General features: G+C 65.7%; 17 protein-coding genes. 11 read left to right on the forward strand and 6 right to left on the reverse strand.

Annotated elements, in window-relative coordinates; all coding sequences use genetic code 11:
- The first annotated feature begins 1 nt into the window (after nt 1).
- From DJ81_RS00295 to DJ81_RS00310, 4 genes are all read left to right on the forward strand, one after another.
- Nucleotides 2-1,087, forward strand: coding sequence for an ABC transporter permease (locus DJ81_RS00295; protein WP_094587897.1), 1,086 nt, complete (start codon nt 2-4; stop codon nt 1,085-1,087).
- Nucleotides 1,087-2,178 (forward strand): ABC transporter ATP-binding protein, encoded by a 1,092-nt coding sequence (locus DJ81_RS00300; protein ID WP_094523554.1) that lies wholly within the window; start codon nt 1,087-1,089, stop codon nt 2,176-2,178. The genes DJ81_RS00295 and DJ81_RS00300 overlap by 1 nt, the downstream gene beginning before the upstream one ends.
- Complete coding sequence (locus DJ81_RS00305) at nt 2,175-3,500, forward strand: ABC transporter ATP-binding protein (RefSeq protein WP_094523556.1); 1,326 nt, start codon at nt 2,175-2,177, stop codon at nt 3,498-3,500. The genes DJ81_RS00300 and DJ81_RS00305 overlap by 4 nt, the downstream gene beginning before the upstream one ends.
- A 72-nt stretch (nt 3,501-3,572) precedes the next feature.
- Entirely contained in the window at nt 3,573-4,106 is a 534-nt protein-coding gene (locus DJ81_RS00310) for a hypothetical protein (RefSeq protein ID WP_094527178.1), read from the forward strand.
- 28 nt (nt 4,107-4,134) lie between these two features.
- Here DJ81_RS00310 and DJ81_RS00315 read toward each other — a convergent pair whose 3' ends face one another.
- Nucleotides 4,135-4,494, reverse strand: coding sequence for a hypothetical protein (locus DJ81_RS00315; RefSeq protein WP_094557425.1), 360 nt, complete (start codon nt 4,492-4,494; stop codon nt 4,135-4,137).
- Between the two features lie 134 nt (nt 4,495-4,628).
- Between DJ81_RS00315 and DJ81_RS00320 the strand changes: the two genes are divergently transcribed.
- The 3 genes from DJ81_RS00320 (at nt 4,629) to DJ81_RS00330 (ending at nt 7,896) form a co-directional block, all read left to right on the forward strand.
- Entirely contained in the window at nt 4,629-6,833 is a 2,205-nt protein-coding gene (locus DJ81_RS00320; protein ID WP_249269030.1) for a hypothetical protein, read from the forward strand.
- A gap of 318 nt (nt 6,834-7,151) precedes the next feature.
- Nucleotides 7,152-7,382, forward strand: coding sequence for a DUF1328 family protein (locus DJ81_RS00325; protein WP_094523562.1), 231 nt, complete (start codon nt 7,152-7,154; stop codon nt 7,380-7,382).
- A gap of 118 nt (nt 7,383-7,500) precedes the next feature.
- Nucleotides 7,501-7,896: a hypothetical protein gene (locus tag DJ81_RS00330; RefSeq protein WP_094523564.1), complete on the forward strand. Its 396-nt coding sequence runs from the start codon at nt 7,501-7,503 to the stop codon at nt 7,894-7,896.
- Here DJ81_RS00330 and DJ81_RS00335 read toward each other — a convergent pair.
- The gene (locus DJ81_RS00335; RefSeq protein WP_094587899.1) at nt 7,885-9,273 is read right to left on the reverse strand and encodes a DUF389 domain-containing protein; all 1,389 of its coding nucleotides are present in this window, start codon (nt 9,271-9,273) and stop codon (nt 7,885-7,887) included. The genes DJ81_RS00330 and DJ81_RS00335 overlap by 12 nt on opposite strands.
- A gap of 370 nt (nt 9,274-9,643) precedes the next feature.
- On the opposite strand from DJ81_RS00335, the gene DJ81_RS00340 reads away from it, so the two are divergent.
- Both DJ81_RS00340 and DJ81_RS00345 read left to right on the forward strand, forming a co-directional pair.
- A complete protein-coding gene (locus DJ81_RS00340) occupies nt 9,644-10,486 on the forward strand; it encodes a YihY/virulence factor BrkB family protein (protein WP_094523568.1) in 843 nt (280 codons plus the stop codon).
- 249 nt (nt 10,487-10,735) lie between these two features.
- On the forward strand, nt 10,736-11,140 hold the full coding sequence (locus DJ81_RS00345) for a helix-turn-helix domain-containing protein (RefSeq protein ID WP_094587901.1): 405 nt from the start codon (nt 10,736-10,738) through the stop codon (nt 11,138-11,140).
- A 124-nt stretch (nt 11,141-11,264) separates the two neighbouring features.
- On the opposite strand, the gene DJ81_RS00350 is transcribed toward DJ81_RS00345, so the two are convergent.
- Both DJ81_RS00350 and DJ81_RS00355 read right to left on the reverse strand, forming a co-directional pair.
- Entirely contained in the window at nt 11,265-12,239 is a 975-nt protein-coding gene (locus DJ81_RS00350; protein ID WP_094587904.1) for a C-terminal binding protein, read from the reverse strand.
- Nucleotides 12,240-12,260: 21 nt separating this feature from the next.
- The gene (locus tag DJ81_RS00355; RefSeq protein WP_249269031.1) at nt 12,261-13,031 is read right to left on the reverse strand and encodes an SDR family oxidoreductase; all 771 of its coding nucleotides are present in this window, start codon (nt 13,029-13,031) and stop codon (nt 12,261-12,263) included.
- A 609-nt stretch (nt 13,032-13,640) separates the two neighbouring features.
- Here DJ81_RS00355 and DJ81_RS19505 point away from each other — a divergent pair.
- On the forward strand, nt 13,641-14,096 hold the full coding sequence (locus tag DJ81_RS19505) for a ferredoxin--NADP reductase (protein WP_249269033.1): 456 nt from the start codon (nt 13,641-13,643) through the stop codon (nt 14,094-14,096).
- The gene (locus tag DJ81_RS19510) at nt 13,990-14,349 is read left to right on the forward strand and encodes a ferredoxin--NADP reductase (protein ID WP_249269032.1); all 360 of its coding nucleotides are present in this window, start codon (nt 13,990-13,992) and stop codon (nt 14,347-14,349) included. Before DJ81_RS19505 ends, DJ81_RS19510 begins: the two co-directional genes overlap by 107 nt.
- A gap of 109 nt (nt 14,350-14,458) precedes the next feature.
- Here the strand turns inward: DJ81_RS19510 and DJ81_RS00365 are convergent, their stop codons facing one another.
- Together DJ81_RS00365 and DJ81_RS00370 are read right to left on the reverse strand one after the other, a co-directional pair.
- On the reverse strand, nt 14,459-15,520 hold the full coding sequence (locus DJ81_RS00365; RefSeq protein ID WP_094587908.1) for a hypothetical protein: 1,062 nt from the start codon (nt 15,518-15,520) through the stop codon (nt 14,459-14,461).
- A 662-nt stretch (nt 15,521-16,182) separates the two neighbouring features.
- Nucleotides 16,183-17,295, reverse strand: a complete 1,113-nt coding sequence (locus DJ81_RS00370; protein ID WP_094523574.1) for a mechanosensitive ion channel family protein — start codon at nt 17,293-17,295, stop codon at nt 16,183-16,185.
- Between the last annotated feature and the right edge of the window lie 366 nt (nt 17,296-17,661).

The following is a 17,661-nucleotide window of genomic DNA, read 5'->3' on the forward strand; positions in this document are numbered from 1 at the left end:
AATGTCAAGCGAAACCTCACAGCGGACGACGGAACGCGGACGAATACGGGTCACCGGCTTCGACGTCGACCGCGTCGAGTCCCGGGACCCGCTCTCCTCGTGGGAGCCGGACCTCCAGTCGGAGGAGGGACGCGGTCGCCTCGAGTACGCGTGGAAGCGGTTCAGACGCAACCACCTCGCGCTGTTCGGCGCGGCTACCATCGGCTTCATGATCCTGCTCGCGGTGTTCTCCCGACCCATCCAGCTCCCGAGTAGCTTCCCGGTGCTGGCCGGCCAGACGGTACAGCCGTTCTCGCTCGCGCCGGCCGACCCCGCGAATCAGGACGTTATCACCGGCTACCGGGAGCCGACGCTCGAAAACGTCCTCACGTGGCCCCCCACGGGCCTCTACCTGTTCGGCGCCGACTGGGCCGGCCGCGACATCCTCTCGCGGGTGATGTACGGCGGCCGCTGGAGCCTCTCTATCGGCTTTATTGCGGTCGCCATGGCGCTGCTCGTCGGGATCCCGCTCGGCTCGGTCGCGGGCTACTACGGCGGCAAGGTCGACGAGCTCATCATGCGGATCGTCGACATGCTGTACGCGTTCCCGTTCATCGTGCTCGCGATCGCGGTCATCGCGGTGCTGGGGCGCGGCTACTGGGAGATGATCCTCGCCTTGGTCGTCGTCGGCTGGCTCCCGTACGCCCGCATCATCCGCGGCGAGATCTTAAGTGTCAAAGAAAACGAGTACGTCACCGCCGCGAAGGCGCTCGGCTCCCGCGACCGGTCGATCATCGTCCGCCACATCCTGCCGAACGCGATGGCGCCGGTGATCGTGCAGGCGACGCTCAGCATCGGCACCACGGTGCTCGTCGCCGCGGCGCTCGGGTTCATCGGGCTCGGCCTGTCGCCGGCGAGCGCGGAGTGGGGCGTCATGCTCAACGTCGAGCAGGACGCGATCGCCCGCGGTCGCTGGTGGGCCGGGCTGTTCCCGGGCCTCGCCATCTTCGTCTTCGTGATGGCGATCAACCTCGTCGGCGACGGCGTCCGCGACGCGTTCGACCCGCAGGGCGATCAGACGGACTCCGACACCGGGGGGCTCCGCTGATGGCGATGCTCGAAGTCGAGGACCTCAACGTGCGCTTTTACACCGACGACGGCGTCGTCAAGGCGACGAACGACCTCTCGTACCGGATCGAGGCCGGCGAGCGGTTCGGCGTCGTCGGCGAGAGCGGGGCCGGCAAGAGCGTCACCAGCCTCGCGCTGATGCGCCTCATCGACGAGCCGGGCGTCATCGAGAGCGGGGAGATCCGTTTCAAGGGGCAGAACCTCCTCGAGATGAACGAAGAGGAGATGCGCTCGCTCCGCGGCAACGAGATCGCGATGATCTTCCAAGACGCCGAGACCGCGCTGAACCCCTCGTACACGGTCGGCGAGCAGATATCGGAGGCGATCCGGTACCATCTCGACCTCGACGAGGCGGCGGCCCGCGAGCGCGCGATCGAGACGCTGGAGTCGGTCGGGATCCCGTCGGCGGCCGAGCGGTACAGCGACTACCCGCACGAGTTCTCCGGCGGGATGCAACAGCGCGTTGTGATCGCGATCGCGCTGTCGTGTGACCCCGACCTCATCATCGCCGACGAGCCGACCACGGCGCTCGACGTCACCATCGAGGCGCAGATCCTCGAGCTGTTAGAGGAGGTCGCGACCGAGTTCGACACCGCGATCCAGCTCATCACCCACGACCTCGGCGTCGTCGCCGAGTTCTGCGACCGCGTGATGGTGATGTACGCGGGCCACCCGGTGGAGATGGCGCCTGTCGAGGACGTGTACTACAACCCGCAACACCCCTACACCGTCGGACTGATGAGCTCGATCCCGCGGATCGGCGACGACCGCGATCGGCTACAGACGATCCCCGGGCGGATGCCGGACCTGATAGAGATGCCGCCGGGGTGTAACTTCCATCCCCGGTGTCCGTACGCCGAGGAGTCGTGCACGCGCGTGGATCCGCAGCTCGTCGACGTCGAGACCGGCGATCCCGCGGACCCGATCAACAGCGACGCGCAGACCGCCGCGTGCCTCGCGCACACCGGCGAGCTCACGGGGGAGCTGGAGTACGAGGTGACCGTCCGCGGCGAGGACGACTTCCCCGGGCCGGACGGCGCGTCGAGCTCCGCGGAGGTGACCGACCGATGAGCGGCTCCGAGCCGCTCCTCCGCGTCGAGGGGCTCGAGAAGTACTACGAGTCCGAGAGCGACTTCATCGACCGACTCCTCGGCCGCCAGAAGAAGGTGAAGGCGGTCGACGGCGTCTCCTTCGAGATCAACGAGGGCGAGACGCTGGGGCTGGTCGGCGAGAGCGGCTGTGGAAAGAGCACCATCGGTCGGTCGATCCTCCAGCTCCGGGAGCCGACCGCCGGATCGGTGTACTTCAAAGGGCAGGATATCACGACCCTCTCCGACAGCGAGCTCCGCGACCTCCGGAAGGAGATGCAGATCATCTTCCAGAACCCACAGTCGAGCCTCAACCCGCGCCTGACGGTGAACGACATCATCGGCGAGGCGCTCGACATCCACGGGATCGAGGGCGACGTCACCCGCGACGCCCGCATCAAGGATCTGCTCGAACGGGTGGGGCTCAACGCGAGCCACGCCAACCGCTACCCGCACGAGTTCTCGGGCGGGCAGCTCCAGCGGATCGGGATCGCCCGCGCGCTCGCCGTGGACCCGGACTTCATCGTCTGCGACGAGCCCGTCTCGGCGCTCGACGTGTCCGTGCAGGCGCAGATCCTCAACCTGCTGGAGGACCTCCAAGACGAGCTGGGGATCGCCTACCTGTTCATCGCGCACGACCTCTCGGTCGTCGAGCACATCGCCGACGAGATCGCCGTGATGTACCTCGGGAAGATCGCCGAGATCGGCACCCCCGAGGAGCTGTTCGTGCCGCCGCAACACCCCTACACCGAGGCGTTGCTGTCGGCGATTCCGGAGCCGGACCCGTTGTGGGAGGGCGACAGGATACTCCTGGAGGGGTCGGTCCCCTCGCCGATCGACCCGCCCTCCGGGTGCAAGTTCCACACGCGGTGTCCGCGCGTCATTCCGCCGTCGGACTACGAGTTCGAACAGGAGGAGTGGCGCGCCGTCATGTCCTTCCGCCACCGCGCCCGCGAGGAGGACATCGCTGTCGAGACGTTCGGCGACGACGACGATGCGCTCACCGAGGCGCTCCGCGACGAGCTCGACCTGCCGTCGTCGCTGACTGACCCGGAGGCGGAGCGGGTGGTCGAGGAGGCGCTCCGGTCGGTCGCGGACGAGGAGTTCGCCGCCGCGGAGAGCGTCCTGAGAGAGACGTTCGAGACCCCCTGCACGACGGACGAGCCGGCGCTCCGCCGGACCGACGCCGGACGGGTCGCGTGCCACCTCTTCGACCCGGCCTACGAGAGCGGACCGACCGACGGGACGAGGACCGACGACGGGGCAGTGACCGGGGACGGAGCGGCGGCGAGCGGCGACGACTGAGCCCGTTCGGCTCGGCGTCGACCTCGCCCGCCCCGACGACACGCTTATTCCTCCCGACGGGTACCCTCACTCATGCGTCGATCACGCGGGCGTGACGGGGTCGACCGTTCCGACGACGACCCGTTCCGACCGAACGAGTCCGCCGAGCGCCACCGCCCTCGGGCCGCCAGAACGCTTCCGGCGGCGACGCTGACCCGGTGGCTGCTCCCGGCGCGGCTCCACCGCTGGGCGGTCTCCGTCAGCGTCGACACGCCGGCGGCGGCGTACGAGCGGGGCGAACCGGTTCCGGTCGCGATCGAACTCCGGAACCCGCTGCCGGTCCCGGTGACGGTGCGGACTACGTCGCCGGTCCCGTGGACGTGGCACGTCGACGGCCACCGCGACGCCTCGCACGTTCCCGAACCGCTCCCGGAGTCGGAGACTCGGTTCACGCTCGACCGCGGCGAACGCCGTCGGTTCACCCGGCGGTGGGAGCAGAGCTTCCGGGTCTCGAAGAGGGACTGGGAGCCGGCCGAACGCGGCGAACACACCATCGGAGCCGGGCTCGCCGTGGACGACCCGGCCGGAAAGGGCGTGTACGACGAGACGACAGTGCGTATCGAGTGACCGGGGCCGCGGGCCCGCGGCCGCCGGCCTACTCGTCGGCGTCGCTCGGGATGTCGATCTCCTCCTGATGATACCGCTCGGTCGCGAGCTCCGCGACCGTCCGGAGCGACTCGACGAGCTCGTCCGACTCGTCGAGCGCGTACCGGTTCGGCTCGCGGCCCTCGGTGCGGTCGATCGTCAGGAGTCCGAACGGTTCGAGCCCGTCGAGCCCCTCGTGGACGACGGTCTGATCGACGCCGGCGCCCGCGGCGATCCGCTCGACTGACAGGGGTTCGGAGGCGTAGAACAGCGTCGCGACGATCCGAGCCCGCACCCGATTCGCGAACAGGAGCGCGAGCCCGTTCTCCTCGACGAGTCGCGTGTACTCCTCGGTCGATTGCTCGTCCATGCCCGTCGTTCACGAGCGAGCGGGATGACGGCTTCGGAATCCGCGGTCCTCGGTGGCGGGGATCTGAGCCGGCCGCGGTGGCGATTGCTGTGGGAACGTTTAACGTGGCCGGTGTCGTCCGGTCGGTAGATCGCATGACGGGTGACGACGACGCGACGGCGGACGCCCCGGACCGGTCGGTCGACGACCGTCGGCGCCGCGCGCTGGTGTACGGTGGACTCGCCGCGCTCGCGGGCACGGGCACCGCCGGCGCGTGGTACGTCTCACGCGACGATCCGGCGCCGCCGCAGGAGCCCGACGACGGGGAACCGGAGGAGACGGGAGCGCCGGACGAGGTCGACCACGACGGCGAGACGGCCCCGTCGATCGTCCGGCGGTACGCGCCGGACCTCTACTTCGGGGCCCTCGAGAAGTGGTACCCCACGGACCCCCGTCCGTACGTCGTCGAGACCGCTGCGGGCTCGGTCGTCGACGGATTCACCGCGCTCGACGGTTACGCGGCGGCGTTCCGCGAGGCGGGGGCGCCGCCAGCGCCGACCGTGTTCTACAGCGTCGTCGAGGCCGCCGAGGGAGTCGACGCCCTGCAGTACTGGCTCTACTCCGCGTTCGACCAGTTCGCGGTCAACTTCCACTGGCACGACTGGGAGCTGTTGCAGGTGTTCGTCGAGCGCGAGACCGGCGAGCCGCTGCTGCTCTCGGCGAGCGCTCACTCCCGCGCGAGCCCGAACAACGAGTTCCTCGAGCCGGAGATCCCGGACGGGGCCCGTCCCGGGATCCTCTCCGAAGTCGGCTCCCACTCGAGCGCGAGCGAGGTCAACGGCCTCGTGCCGACCTTCGAGCGGCTCCCGACGGCCGACCTGCTCTCCGACGTGACCAACGACGTGGTCGACGTCTCGGCGTCGCTCCGCGCGCCATTCGCGTACGGGCTTCCCCGCGACGAGGGGGCGCGGCTCCCGTTCGTGCTTCCCGAACTCGACGGCGTCCCCCTCCACGAGCACCCGTCGCTCTCGATCGACCGGACGGACCTCATCGACGAGCGGGTGACGGTCGGATCGTGGGGAGGGCTCCCAGTCCCGCCCGGCGACCTTCCGCTTCGCGAGCCGGGACTCGTGCTCGCGCACCCCGAGAGCCGCCTCGCGACCGGCGAGGGCGACGGCGACGCCGCGGCCGACGCCACCTACGCGCTCGAACCGATCGCGCCGCTTCGGGAGGCGATCGACGACTTCGTCGGCCCTCAGCTGAGCTTCGAGTTCGCGGTCCCAGGGTTCGCCGAGGACGCGATCGCGAGTCACATAACCTCGGTCGGGGTCCCGTGGGAGCAGGACCGGTTCGCGGATCCGCTCTCGGACGTGACCGACCCGGCCCACCGACGGCGGGTCGACGGCGCCGAACCGACGGGGCTCACGGATCGGGTCGTCGGACGGGTGCGACAGCTCCGGGCGGGCACCGAGGGCGCACTCGACGGCGTCTCGGACGCGGCGCGCGACGCGGTCGCCGGCGTCGCCGGCGTCTCGCTGTTCGCGCCCCAGACGGAGCTCGCCGTCCGACTGGCGAGCGAGGATCCCACGGCGACGGCGACCCGCGGCGGGGCGTTCGGCTTCCTCCGCGTCGAGCCCGGGCCGCACCTCCTCGTGGTCAACGGCCCCGGGTTCGCCCCGATCGCGGAACGGTTCGTCCACGAGGGCGGACTCGTCCGCGCCGGCGGCGACGGCGAACTCGTCGCGGTGGCGACCGAGGACGCCGGGTGGATCCGCGGCGACGGGCGAGAGACGGGGGGAGTCGACCGCGTCCGGGTCGTCGAGGACTACGCGGGCGTGATCTACGAGGGAGCGCCGGCGGAGACGGACCGGTTCGCGGTCGCGGTTCACCGCGAGGGCAAGTACACGGTCGAGGTGGTCGACCGCGACGGTCGCCTCGGGGCCTACCGGGTGACGGCGGACTCGTTCGACGCGAACGGGGAGGCGGTCCGCGAGGAGGTCCGGACCGGGAAGCTCGCGCTCGCGCGGACCCTCCGCGACGAGGTCGCCGAGCTGTACGGGCTCGCGGAGTCGCTCTCGGAGTCCGCCCGCGACGACTCCGACGGCGAACACGACCCGGCGCTCGACCGGCTCAGCCGCGCCCGGCGCGCGGCCGACGGCGCGGTCGCGGCCGCGGAGGACGGCGAGGAGGAACCGGCCGACGATCGGCTGTTCGACGTCGGGTCCGCGCTTTCGGAGTTCCGAGAGCTCCTCGCCGGCGAGGACCGGAGCGGATACGACGACGCGGCGGTCGCGGCGATGGCCCCGAAGGCGCTCGCGGGGATCGAGCGGGTCGACGCCGCCGTCGACGCTCCCCTCTGACCGGCGGAGGGAGACCGCGGGCTCCCGAATTTCACTGGGCGGTGGGTTCGCCGAAGCGACCCCGTCGGACTCACCGGCGGCCGTCGATCGGCCCATCCAAAGCGCCGCCGTGTCGCGTTCGTAAACCCGCATCCGCGATATCAATAACGGGTCGTCACGGATCGCCGCGGACTCACGCGTCGCTCCGGTCCGACGCCGCTCGGCGCTCGCCGCCGGGGTCTCGACCTCGGTCGCGCGCTCTCGCCCCCGCTTCGGAGTAAGCCGGTCGTACCGCCTTTGCAACCCCATAACTAACCGATCGGGACTGCCATCCACCGTATGGCCGTTACTCCGCTCACACCGTCGTTCGACCTCTCCCCGTCGTCGGGAATCGGCGCCCCGCCGCTCCAGTTTTCGGGCGACTTCCTCGAACTGGCGGTGGTGTTTTTCCTCATCGCGATCGTGGCGGCGATCTTCGGCGCGCGCGGGGTCGCCGGGGTCTCGATGGCGGCCGCGAAGTGGCTCGTCATCGTCTTCGTCGTGCTGGCGATCATCTCGGTGCTGCTCTGAGGGGGTCCCGACCGTGGTCGCCGAGAGCAGAGAGCGCGCGAACGCGGGCCTCGGCTCCGTGAGGTCCGCGATCGACCCGGTGACGCGGTTCGAATCGCGGCGTCCGGGTCTCCGATAGATGGACGCCCAACGCTGGTGGCCGCCGCTCGTCGAGCTCGCGGCGATCGCTTGGATCGCGCTGTTCCTCGCCGACCTCGCGATCGGCGTCGATCTGCTCGTCGCCTCCGCGGGGACCGAGAAGGCGGTCCGCGGCGCGCTGCAGTGGCTCCTCGTCGTCTTCCTCCTCGACCTCGTGCTCCTCTATCGGTGGTCGGACAGCGGCCCGAGGGAGTTCGTCCGTTCGAACTGGGTTCTCGTCCTCACCGCGGTCCCGTGGTTCCGTCCGTTCCGACTCCTCCGCGTCGGTCGCTCGGTGCGCGCGTTACGGCTCCTCACCGGATCGCGTCGGATCGGGTCGCTCCTGACAAAGCTCCGCCGCAAGTGTCGGAGCTTGTGGCGACGCTTACGCGACTGAGGTCCTCGCCGAGGTCGGAATCCATTCGTCGAGCGACGGTCTCCACTCATCGAACGGCCACCGCACGCCCCGCTCGCCGTCGCCGGTGGCCGGCGCGCGCTGGTAGTCGACGAACCGAACGTCGACGCGGACCGATCGAGCCGTCCGGTTGTCGATCTCGGCCTGGAGATCGGTCGCGAGCCGCTCGTGTTCGCTGTCGCCGGAGCGCCCCACAGTTACCGTCACCGAGACCTCGTCGCTGAACGCGCCCGCGTCGTTGTACTCGGTCGCGACGCCGGCGAGTTCCAGCTCGCTGTACTCCTCGCCGTCGAGGACCGTTTGGACCCCGTCGTTCGCCTCCTGCTCGAAGACGAGGTGCTGGTACGTGCCGAGGGCGGTCACCGCGACGACGACGACGAACAACAGGACGATCACGGCGTACGCGCCCGACCGCAGCGAGACGTCGGCGCTCTCGCGGACGGCGGGAATGACCGACGAACGGTAGCCGAGCGCGACGAGCGTGAGGTACGCGGTGAGGTTGATGAAGACGATGTTCATCAAGAGCAGGACGGTTCCGCCCGCGACGACGAGCGGCTGGCCCCAGGCCGTGCCGATGCCGGCCACCGCCGCCGCGGGGACGATGGCCGCCGCGACGGCGACGCCGGCGATGGAGACGGGGAGGTCGGTCGCGATCGCGAGCGCGCCGGCGAACCCGGCGGAGACGGCGATGGCGAACGTCAGGAGGTTCGGGGTGACGAACGCGCCCACCTGCCCGATGGTCGCGACGTCCAGCGTCGACGGGACGAATCCGCTCCGCTGCAGGAACACGCTCATTGCGACCGCGCCGAGGTACGCGACGACGAGTCCCGTCACCTGCGAGGTGGCGCTGTCGACGACCATCTCGTGGTCGCTGATGACGGCGCCGACGCTCGCGGAGAGCGTCGATCCGGCGAACGGCGCGATCACCATGGCGCCGACGATGACGATCGCGGAGTCCAGGAGGAGGCCGCCGACCGCGACGACGGCGCTCGCGACGGCGAACGCGAGGTAGGTCGCCGTGTCCGGCGTCAGATCCTCCGCGCGCGCCCGGATTTCGACGTTCGGAGCGCCTCTTTTACCCTTCGGCCCCTCGACGTACCGGTCTTCCAACTCGTCCGCGTTCGGCACCGTCGCCTCCTCGACGTCCGTGACGACGGTGTACGTGTCCTCGTCGAGTCCGGCCTCGTACAGCCGGTCGAGGACCACGCCCACGGCGCCTGACGGCACCGGTATCTCCGCCAGACTCCCCTCTCGGCGACCGTTCGCGTCGGTGAAGACGAACTCCACCTCCATCTCCGAGAGCGCCTCTCGGACGGCGTCGCGGTCGTCTTTCGGGACGAAAACCTGAACGAGTCTCACACCGGCCAGTCGCGGCAGATGCGTTTTACTAATCACCTGCTACGGATCAGTAACGGAGAACATATTCGACCGAGCGGTCCGACATCGAGCGCAACGCTCGACGCTATCGGAGTTAAAACCGACTCACGACACGTGAGAAACCGGTCCGGACGCTCGCGACCCGCGTAGCGACGAGGCCAGGGCCCTCTACTCGTGAACCGCTGACACCTCGCCGGTTTTGCGACAGTATAACTAATGAATCGTCTCCGCCACTACCCGCATGGACACCGCGTCACTCGCGACACCGGTCGACCGACGCCCGCCGTCGACCGTGAGGCCTCGACCCCCGTTCGACGCCCTCGATGACTGAAGACGGAGCCTCCGTCGGCGCATGAGGCCGTCGGGATCCGACGACGCGAGGGGCCCCTCCCGCGCGTCGGTAAGGCAACTCGCGGCGGCGGTCGTCGCGCTCGCCCGGAAAAACGATATCGGCGTCGTCGCTTCGGGCGTCGCGTTTTACCTGTTCAACTCCCTCGTGCCGCTGCTGTTGTTCGCGTTTATCGGGCTCTCGGCGGCCGGGTGGCTCGGCCCCGCCGTCGGCCTCTTCGGAGCCGTGGCCGGGATCGACGCCGGCGCGCTCGCCGCCTCGTTGGATTCGATCGTCGGCGACGACGCGGACCGACGACGGGCGGTCGTCATCGCCGGTCTGATCCTGTTGTGGAGCTCGCTGCGATTGGTGCAGGCGATCAACGTGTCGTTCCAGACGATACACGGCGTGCGCCACGAGCACTCGGTGGTCGAGACCGTGTTGGACAGTCTGATCGTGTTCGCGACGATCATCGTCCTCGTTCCCGTCGGGTCGCTGCTCGTGGTGGCGCTGACGGTCGCGACGGACGTCTCCGTCGTTAGGGCGGTCAGTGCTCCGCTGCTGTGCGTCGCGCTCTTCGCCGGGTTTCTGCCGATGTACTACCGGTTCTCGGCCCCGGAGACGACGCTCTCGCAGGCGTTTCCGGGCGCGGCGCTCGCCGCGGTCGCGTGGGCGCTCTGCGCCGTCGGGCTCCGGCTGTACATCTCGACCTCACAGAGCGTCAGACTGTACGGCGTCGCCGGCGGCGTCCTTCTGGTGTTGACGTGGCTGTACGTCGGCGGCCTGACGCTCCTCGCCGGGGCGGCCCTGAACGCCGTTCTGACGGGGAGCGTCGACATCGACGCCGGCGAGCGTCCCGACGGGTGACCGGGAGACGGGCGGCATCGGAAGAAACGGTGGCCTCGGCACTCACGACTCACAACCTATCCAGAGGGCGCGTCCTTTCCAACTCTTTCGAGATATCCACTCGGAAACCAGTTCTACGGGACTGATCATTTCACAACGGGAACGAGCGGAGCACGAAATCGCATCAACTCAGCCGATAGTGAATTCATCTTGAGGGCTCGGCCCCGATAACCGCAAAAGTGCTTTGGCCGTGGGAAACACATTAGGAGTATGTCAGAGACGACGGAAACCGATGAGGTCGATCGGCTTCCGGTGTGGTCTGCGCAAGAGGACTGGTGCGCAGTTACGACCGGAATGGATGTTATCGGGTACAAGTGGCATCCAGTTATTATCGACCGATTGTTGAAACACGAACGCCTCCGTTTCAACGAACTTTCCCGGGAGATCGGTGGCGCCATCACGAACAAGGTACTCTCGTCGAGTCTCGACGACCTTGAGCAGAAAGACCTGGCCAAACGAACCGTCATCAACGACAAGCCCGTCGAAGTCGAGTACTCACTTACCGAGCGGGGGCGATCACTCGAGCCAGTGATCGAATCGCTGGAAACGTGGGCCGCGAACAACTTCCAGCCAGCGGAGTCCAAGGCGGAATCGATCGTGGACCACGAGCGATAGCGCGGTCGACTGCTTGCCGTCAATATCGATCGACTGCCAGGGGATCTAGTTTCGCTCGTCCTTTGAACGATCGAATATTTTCGTGCCCCTCTGTCTCGGTGGAATCCTCGTGCCGATGCGGACGCTATATCCAGGGCGTCTCGGGATCGACGACGCTATCTGGGGTTTCGTCCCGCAAGACAGCGGCAACTGCGCGGGCGACCCCCGCTGAGAGGTCTCTCTGGCTTGCTCGGGAGTACCACGCTGTATGTGGTGTGACGACGACATCGTCGCGTTCGAGGAGCGGATTCTCTGGATCGGGTGGCTCCGATTCGAGGACGTCGAGCCCTGCGCGGGCGATTTCGCCGCTTTCGAGTGCTGCTACGAGAGCAGTCTCATCGATGACTGGGCCACGTGAGGTGTTGATGATGATGCAGCTCTCGGGGAGCCGCTCGAATTCGTCGGTCGAGAACATGTGCCGTGTCTCGTCGTACAGCGGAACGTGAATCGACAGATAATCGACTCGCTCGAGCAACTCGTCGAACGATACCTTCCCGACGTCGTAGTCACGCATCGTCGACGCATCGACGTAGGGATCCGTCGCTATCACGTCGACGCCGAAGGCTCGGAGTTTGGCGGCGAGTCGACGAGCGATACCACCGAATCCGACGAGTCCGAGCGTGCCGCCCGATAACCGATGGAGCGGGCGACCGGTTTTCCAGTCCCACGTTCCAGACTTCACTGTGCGGTCGTACTGTGAGATCGCCCTGTTACACGCCAAAAGCAGCGCGAACGCGTGCGTCGAGACTTCTTCGAGCGAGTAATCGGGAACATTCACCACGGTGACACCGTTGTCAGCGGCCGCTTCCACGTCGATGTTGTCGACGCCGATACCGGCCCGTCCGACGACCCGGAGCGTGTCAGTGCTTTCTAAGACATGCTGTGTGACTGGGGTGGCCGCGTCAACGATGATCCCGTCTGCATCACCGACGGCCGCTGCTACGGCAGCTTCGGTTTTCGCGTCCAGCGTTTCAATAGTTGCACCGTTGGCTTCCAGGATCTCGGCTCGGTCGGTTCGGTCGACGGTCTTGTTGTCACAGAGGACGATCTTGTGTTCCATCGGTTTGAGCGGTGAGTCGTGTTAAAGTTCCATCTGAGTGGGCCTCAGGAGAATCTCGTTGACGTCAACGTGGGGCGGTTGACTGACCGCGTACCTGACAGAGCGAGCAACGTCAGCGGGGTCGAGCGTCTCCATCCACTCCGGTGGCAGCCCCTCGGAGAGATCAGTTTCGACGAATCCGGGTTCGATGTCCGTCACACGGATGTATTCCGTATCTTCACCACTGAACTCCTCCCGAAGCGCCTCCGAGAACCCGTTCACGGCGTACTTCGACGCACTGTATCCGCTGGCCCCCGGGAACGATTTTCGTCCCGCAAGCGAGGAGATGTTGACGACGTGCCCCGAGCCCTGACGCTGCATGAGTGGCAGGACCGCCTGGGTGACCCGCATCAATCCGTTCAGATTCACGTCGATCATCCGCTGGAACTCCGTTATATCCGCCTCTTCCACCTGATCGAGAATCATCATGCCGGCGCTGTTGACCAAGATATCGAGGCGACCAAATCTGTTCTCTATCTGTTCTATCGCCTCTCGTACGTCGTCCTCGTCGGTGATGTCAGTTTCGACGACGAGTGCTGTACCTCCGTCGGACTCAACACGTTCCTTGAGCTGTTGGAGTTTGTCTTTTCGTCTGGCGGCTAGTGCTACACGAACTCCTTCACGAGCGAGCGTCTCTGCCGTCGACCTCCCGATGCCCGACGAAGCACCGGTGATGAGTGCGACTTTCTGTGCAGTATCCTCAGCGTCCGAATCTGTGAGTGCAGCCATTGATTTCGTTCCACTTGAGTCCATGTCGGGAGCGGTGATAAAGTATAAAGTTACTGACTATTCACGAGGTTTCGCGGACGAAACTACCGTATGGATACGACATCTCAGAGTGAACTCCGTTCGCCCGTCGACTATGACGACTCACCTAGGGGGTAGCAGATGCGATTCTCTGACGTTCGTTCACTTCTTTTCGTAACCGATTGGACAGAAGGTTGGCCTCGGCACTCACGACTCACAATCTATCCATAGTGAATGTACTTAACGCAGTTATAGACGCCGCTCAGTCCATTATCTGTTCACTCTCGATTACCACTCTTCGGCCGGTCGACCCTACGTGGAAGCTCGGACATGCCGTACGGCTTCTCGATACTACTGACCAGCCGCGCTGTTTATGCCTGTGTATTTCTACCATACATATATAAACAAAAATCAATACATCAGCGTTGCCCGATTCCGGCGCCAACCCCCTTATCGAACCGTTTCGCTCGGTTCCTGCCGGAACGCATCGCGGAGACTGGCAAAACACCGTTTGACGAAACTAATAGATCACCGATATATCATGTTTCGACACGGCCGAACCGCCTCAGCGGAGCAGCGCACGCCCGGCTGCACCACACAGCGCTCTCGTTCACCATGACACACGAAGCAAAAGTTGTTGACACGTATCAGATCACGCCCCGAGTGAAGGGGTTCCGTCTGCGAGTACCCGGTCACGAGTTCGAGTACGACCCGGGACAGCACACGACGATCCGGTTCGAATCGGGCAACGAGCGAATCGTCCGCCCGTACACGCCGACGAATCTGCCCGGTAGCGAAGAGCTGGCACTGACGATCAAACGCTACGATGACGGACTGGCGTCGTCGTACATGCACCAGAAGCGACCGGGTGACACGGTCGAGATCGGCTCGATAGAGGGCGCGATCACTCGTCGACACGAGCCGAGACGTCGCTTTCCTCGCGTCCGGCACGGGCCTCACACCGATGATGGCGATGCTCCGGCAGTATCTGCGCGAGGGCACTGGCCACGCGCACATCCTCCTCGGCGAGAAGCGAGCGGAGACCATCATTCACCGAGAGACGCTCAATGAACTGGCGGCGAACAATCCCAATCTCAACCTGACCTTCGTGCTCTCGGACCCCAACTGGGAATGGACCGGGCGGATCGGATACGCACAGGAACACCTCGAAGACCTGTTCGACGAGTTCACCGAGCGGGACTTCTACGTGTGCGGGGTCCCGCCGATGGTCGTCCAGGCGAAAAACCGACTGGCCGAGCTTGGAGCGCCCGACGAGCGAATTCACAGCGAAGGCTGGGAAGACAGCGTCGTCGCAGACGACTAACGAGGAGTGACGATATTCGGTGAGTGCAAGGACCGTTCGCAGTCGGTTCGCTTGATCTGACCGTCCCCGGTTCGGCTCCTGGTACGGTATCCCGGTAGGCCCGGCTTGACTATCGTTTGAGACGGCGCTCGGAGAGCCGCGGACAGCCGAGTCGGTCCATCGTGCCGTGCGCTACGAGTTCACGGAGTAGACCAAGATCTGCGCTCGCGTACGCTTTCAGGCAGTGAGCGAGTTGTACCGAATCGACCGATCCGTCCTCGGGACCGAGATACCGCTCGACGAGCGTCGCATAGTCACCGTCGGTCATCCGAGGGTCGGATACGTCCGAGAGCGGCATGGTGTCGACCTCGCCGCGCCAGTCTGCCCGGTCGATCCCGATGTCGTAGTCGCTGAGTAGAACCGGATCGACCTCGATGCCAAGTTGACGAGCCGCTTCGACAACCGTGTCAGCCTCCGATCTGACCGGGACGCTCTCCGGGGTTGCGTGGAAACACCCGTTCAGCACCCGCTCTGCTCCGGTCCCAACGACATCGCCCCCCGATGCTTGCGCGAGACGTTGATAGAGAATTTCGAGCGGAAAGCGGTCGTATCCACGCGTCACAAGCGTTGCGCCTTCTGCCTCCGAAAGGTCTTCGACGACGTGCTCGAGCAGGAGCTGTTCGTCTCGCGTGTCGGGTTCCTCGCGATGATATACCGTCGCATCACTGGACCGGTCACAGTATGCGAAACAAACGGCGGCGATTTCGTACGTCTCCGGGTCTTCCACCCGGATACCCCCCGTCTCATCCGTCGGCCGGGGTTGGACTGTCACAGCGATACGTTCGTCGCTTGCCCCTAGCTGGACCAGCCACGGCGTGTCAAGTTCAGCCAGTGGCGGGTGTGTCTGAGGCTCCGGTGCCTCGATACGTTCCACGCCACTGTTCCCGGATGGAAACACGAGCTGGGCCCCGAGTGACCTCGACCGGACGACCCGGTCGAACCGGTACCATTTGCCCGTCTCCAACGACGATTCAGTGGCCGATGGCTCTTGGACTGCTACCCGTAGCTCCGTCCCCTCGATATCGGTACAGTATACCATGGACGTGGGTTCGGCCGGGTCGTCTGCAACGTAGTCAACCCGGAGTGGAACCTCTAAGCCACGCTCCGCCGAAATCTCTCTCGAGGCTATCATCTGTTCGAGAAAATACGGCCTGTACTGTCAAAAACTACAACCTGTCTCTGTGGAGTGTTAATCGGGAGTTCATCAACCTCCTCTGCAACTAATCGTTCTCACTCTTTTCAGAGATTCTGAATCCATGGTCGGACATATTCTCTGTCTCTGTGCTAATTCGTATAGCTCTTGAGACAGAGTCGTACGGACCATTGCCTCACGTCGTCTCTAACCGCTCAAATTGTACTCTATTCGACCTCAAATGACGACTGTCCCCTCTCAGAGGGCAGCAGACGCGATTCTCAGGCGTTCGTGCACTTCTCCTCGAAAATGTATGGATAGAAAGCTGGCCTCGCACTCATAGGGCTCGTCATCGCCTCCCTCGTGCCGGCCCTAACTTCGATCCCGCCCTGAGGGGACGTTCCCCGTGCGCGACCGGAACGTGGCGAGTGCGGACCGGTCACCGATCGAGTTCTGAATGCGGCAGAGCGTCGGAACGTCTCTCCCGCAGCCCGGACTTTGGGGCGAACGCGTCCGTCAGAGAAACCGCCTCGGCGCTCGTGACTCTCGAGCTACCGGCGGTGAATAGTGCACTCCGCCGATTCCGACGAGAAGGCCGATTGCGGTCGAAAGCCAGTCGATCGGTCGGTCCGACCGGTCGGCAATCGGCGCCGCGTCCGGGCTCAACCCCCGTCGTCGACCTTCCCGAGACGGATCGGTTCCTCGTCCCCGTCTGAGCGTTCGACCCGGACCGTCCTGGTCGGGAACGCCATGTCGAACCCGGCGTCCGCGAACGCCCGTTGAATCTCGCCGTTCACCGCCCCTCTGACCTCCTTCCAGCGGTCGAGGGCCTCGATGTGGTACTCGAGCCTGATCCGCATCGCCGAGTCCCCGTAGTCCCAGAACCACGCGCCAGTCCGCTCGGCGTCGACGCCGTCGACCTCGTTCGTCGTGTCGACGACCAGTTCGACGGCGGATTCCATCTCCGCCGGCGTCGTGTCGTACGACAGCCCGAGGAAGGTCTTCACCCGTCGGGTCGGCTCTGCGGAAATATTTCGCACCTCGGCCTTCGCGATCGACGCGTTCGGGAGCGTCACAACCCGCCCGTCGAAATCTCGGATGCGCGTCGTCCGGAGTCCGATCTCTTCGACGGTACCGGTCGTCCCCTCGATATCGACGATGTCGTCGACGAGGAAGGGCTTCGTCGAGAGGATGTGCGCGCCGCCGAAGATGTCGGCCATGGTCTCGCGGGAAGCGAAGGCGACTGCGACCCCGGCCACGCCGAGTGAGGCGATGACGGCCACGACGTCGTACCCCAGCGAGTCCAGCACGACGATGCCCGCGACGGAGACGATGGCGATGTTGGCGATCCGGCTGACAATCGGAACGAGCTCGTCGTCGAGCTTGGACTCCGTGCGTTCGACGTACCTCATGAGGTAGGTCTCGACGAACCCGTCCGTCAACCGGACTGCGATCCACGCGATAGCCACGATGACGGGAATCTCGACCGAGGCGTTCAACACCGACTCCAGCGGCTCGACGGGCGAGAGGATGCGTCGTCCCGCGACCGCACCGAACACGACGCCGAGGAGGACGACGGGCCGCCCGAGCGCGTAGACGACGATGTCGTCGACCTCCGTCTCCGTCGCTTCGACTTTCCGCCGCAGTCTACGCCGGTAAAAGAAGCTCAGCGACCGGCCGACCACTGCACCGAGGCACAGCACGGCGAAAAACAGGAAGTACTGCTGGATCGTGCTTCCGAAGTACGTCTCCGACAGCAACGAGACAACTGGCATACAGGAGGCGTGTTCCCCGGTATCATAACTCTATGGCCGCGTCCGACGCACGGGTCGCGTCTGCCGCGTATCGGTGCGTCACTCGCCGGCGGCGACCGGGCGGTCGACGGAGTGCGTCAGGGCGAACGCGAAAACGTGGCCTCGACGCTCGAACCCCGACGACTTACCAGTACCAACCGACTTCGGCCTGCGATTATACAGGCTGGAAGGCGAATACACCCGCCTTTAGGCGGGTGATGAAGCCGACATGGTGGGAAGCAATCCACTGGCCCAACGTCTGTACCGAGTTTCATATACCGAGGTTTAACTGACAGGCCGCTCTATACGCAGCTGTCTCTTATACACCCTTGACGCTGCCGACGACCC

It is taken from the genome of Halorubrum sp. Hd13 (assembly GCF_002252755.1).
Lineage (GTDB): Archaea > Halobacteriota > Halobacteria > Halobacteriales > Haloferacaceae > Halorubrum.

Coding starts and splice junctions, on each gene's coding strand:
- DJ81_RS00310 (WP_094527178.1), top strand. CDS start 3,573: ATGCGTCGATCACGCGGGCGTGACGGGGTCGACCGTTCCGACGACGAC.
- DJ81_RS00330 (WP_094523564.1), top strand. CDS start 7,501: ATGGACGCCCAACGCTGGTGGCCGCCGCTCGTCGAGCTCGCGGCGATC.
- DJ81_RS00355 (WP_249269031.1), bottom strand. CDS start 13,031: ATGGACTCAAGTGGAACGAAATCAATGGCTGCACTCACAGATTCGGAC.
- DJ81_RS00325 (WP_094523562.1), top strand. CDS start 7,152: ATGGCCGTTACTCCGCTCACACCGTCGTTCGACCTCTCCCCGTCGTCG.
- DJ81_RS00305 (WP_094523556.1), top strand. CDS start 2,175: ATGAGCGGCTCCGAGCCGCTCCTCCGCGTCGAGGGGCTCGAGAAGTAC.
- DJ81_RS00340 (WP_094523568.1), top strand. CDS start 9,644: ATGAGGCCGTCGGGATCCGACGACGCGAGGGGCCCCTCCCGCGCGTCG.
- DJ81_RS00370 (WP_094523574.1), bottom strand. CDS start 17,295: ATGCCAGTTGTCTCGTTGCTGTCGGAGACGTACTTCGGAAGCACGATC.
- DJ81_RS00320 (WP_249269030.1), top strand. CDS start 4,629: ATGACGGGTGACGACGACGCGACGGCGGACGCCCCGGACCGGTCGGTC.
- DJ81_RS00315 (WP_094557425.1), bottom strand. CDS start 4,494: ATGGACGAGCAATCGACCGAGGAGTACACGCGACTCGTCGAGGAGAAC.
- DJ81_RS00300 (WP_094523554.1), top strand. CDS start 1,087: ATGGCGATGCTCGAAGTCGAGGACCTCAACGTGCGCTTTTACACCGAC.
- DJ81_RS19510 (WP_249269032.1), top strand. CDS start 13,990: ATGATGGCGATGCTCCGGCAGTATCTGCGCGAGGGCACTGGCCACGCG.
- DJ81_RS00345 (WP_094587901.1), top strand. CDS start 10,736: ATGTCAGAGACGACGGAAACCGATGAGGTCGATCGGCTTCCGGTGTGG.
- DJ81_RS00365 (WP_094587908.1), bottom strand. CDS start 15,520: ATGATAGCCTCGAGAGAGATTTCGGCGGAGCGTGGCTTAGAGGTTCCA.
- DJ81_RS19505 (WP_249269033.1), top strand. CDS start 13,641: ATGACACACGAAGCAAAAGTTGTTGACACGTATCAGATCACGCCCCGA.
- DJ81_RS00350 (WP_094587904.1), bottom strand. CDS start 12,239: ATGGAACACAAGATCGTCCTCTGTGACAACAAGACCGTCGACCGAACC.
- DJ81_RS00295 (WP_094587897.1), top strand. CDS start 2: ATGTCAAGCGAAACCTCACAGCGGACGACGGAACGCGGACGAATACGG.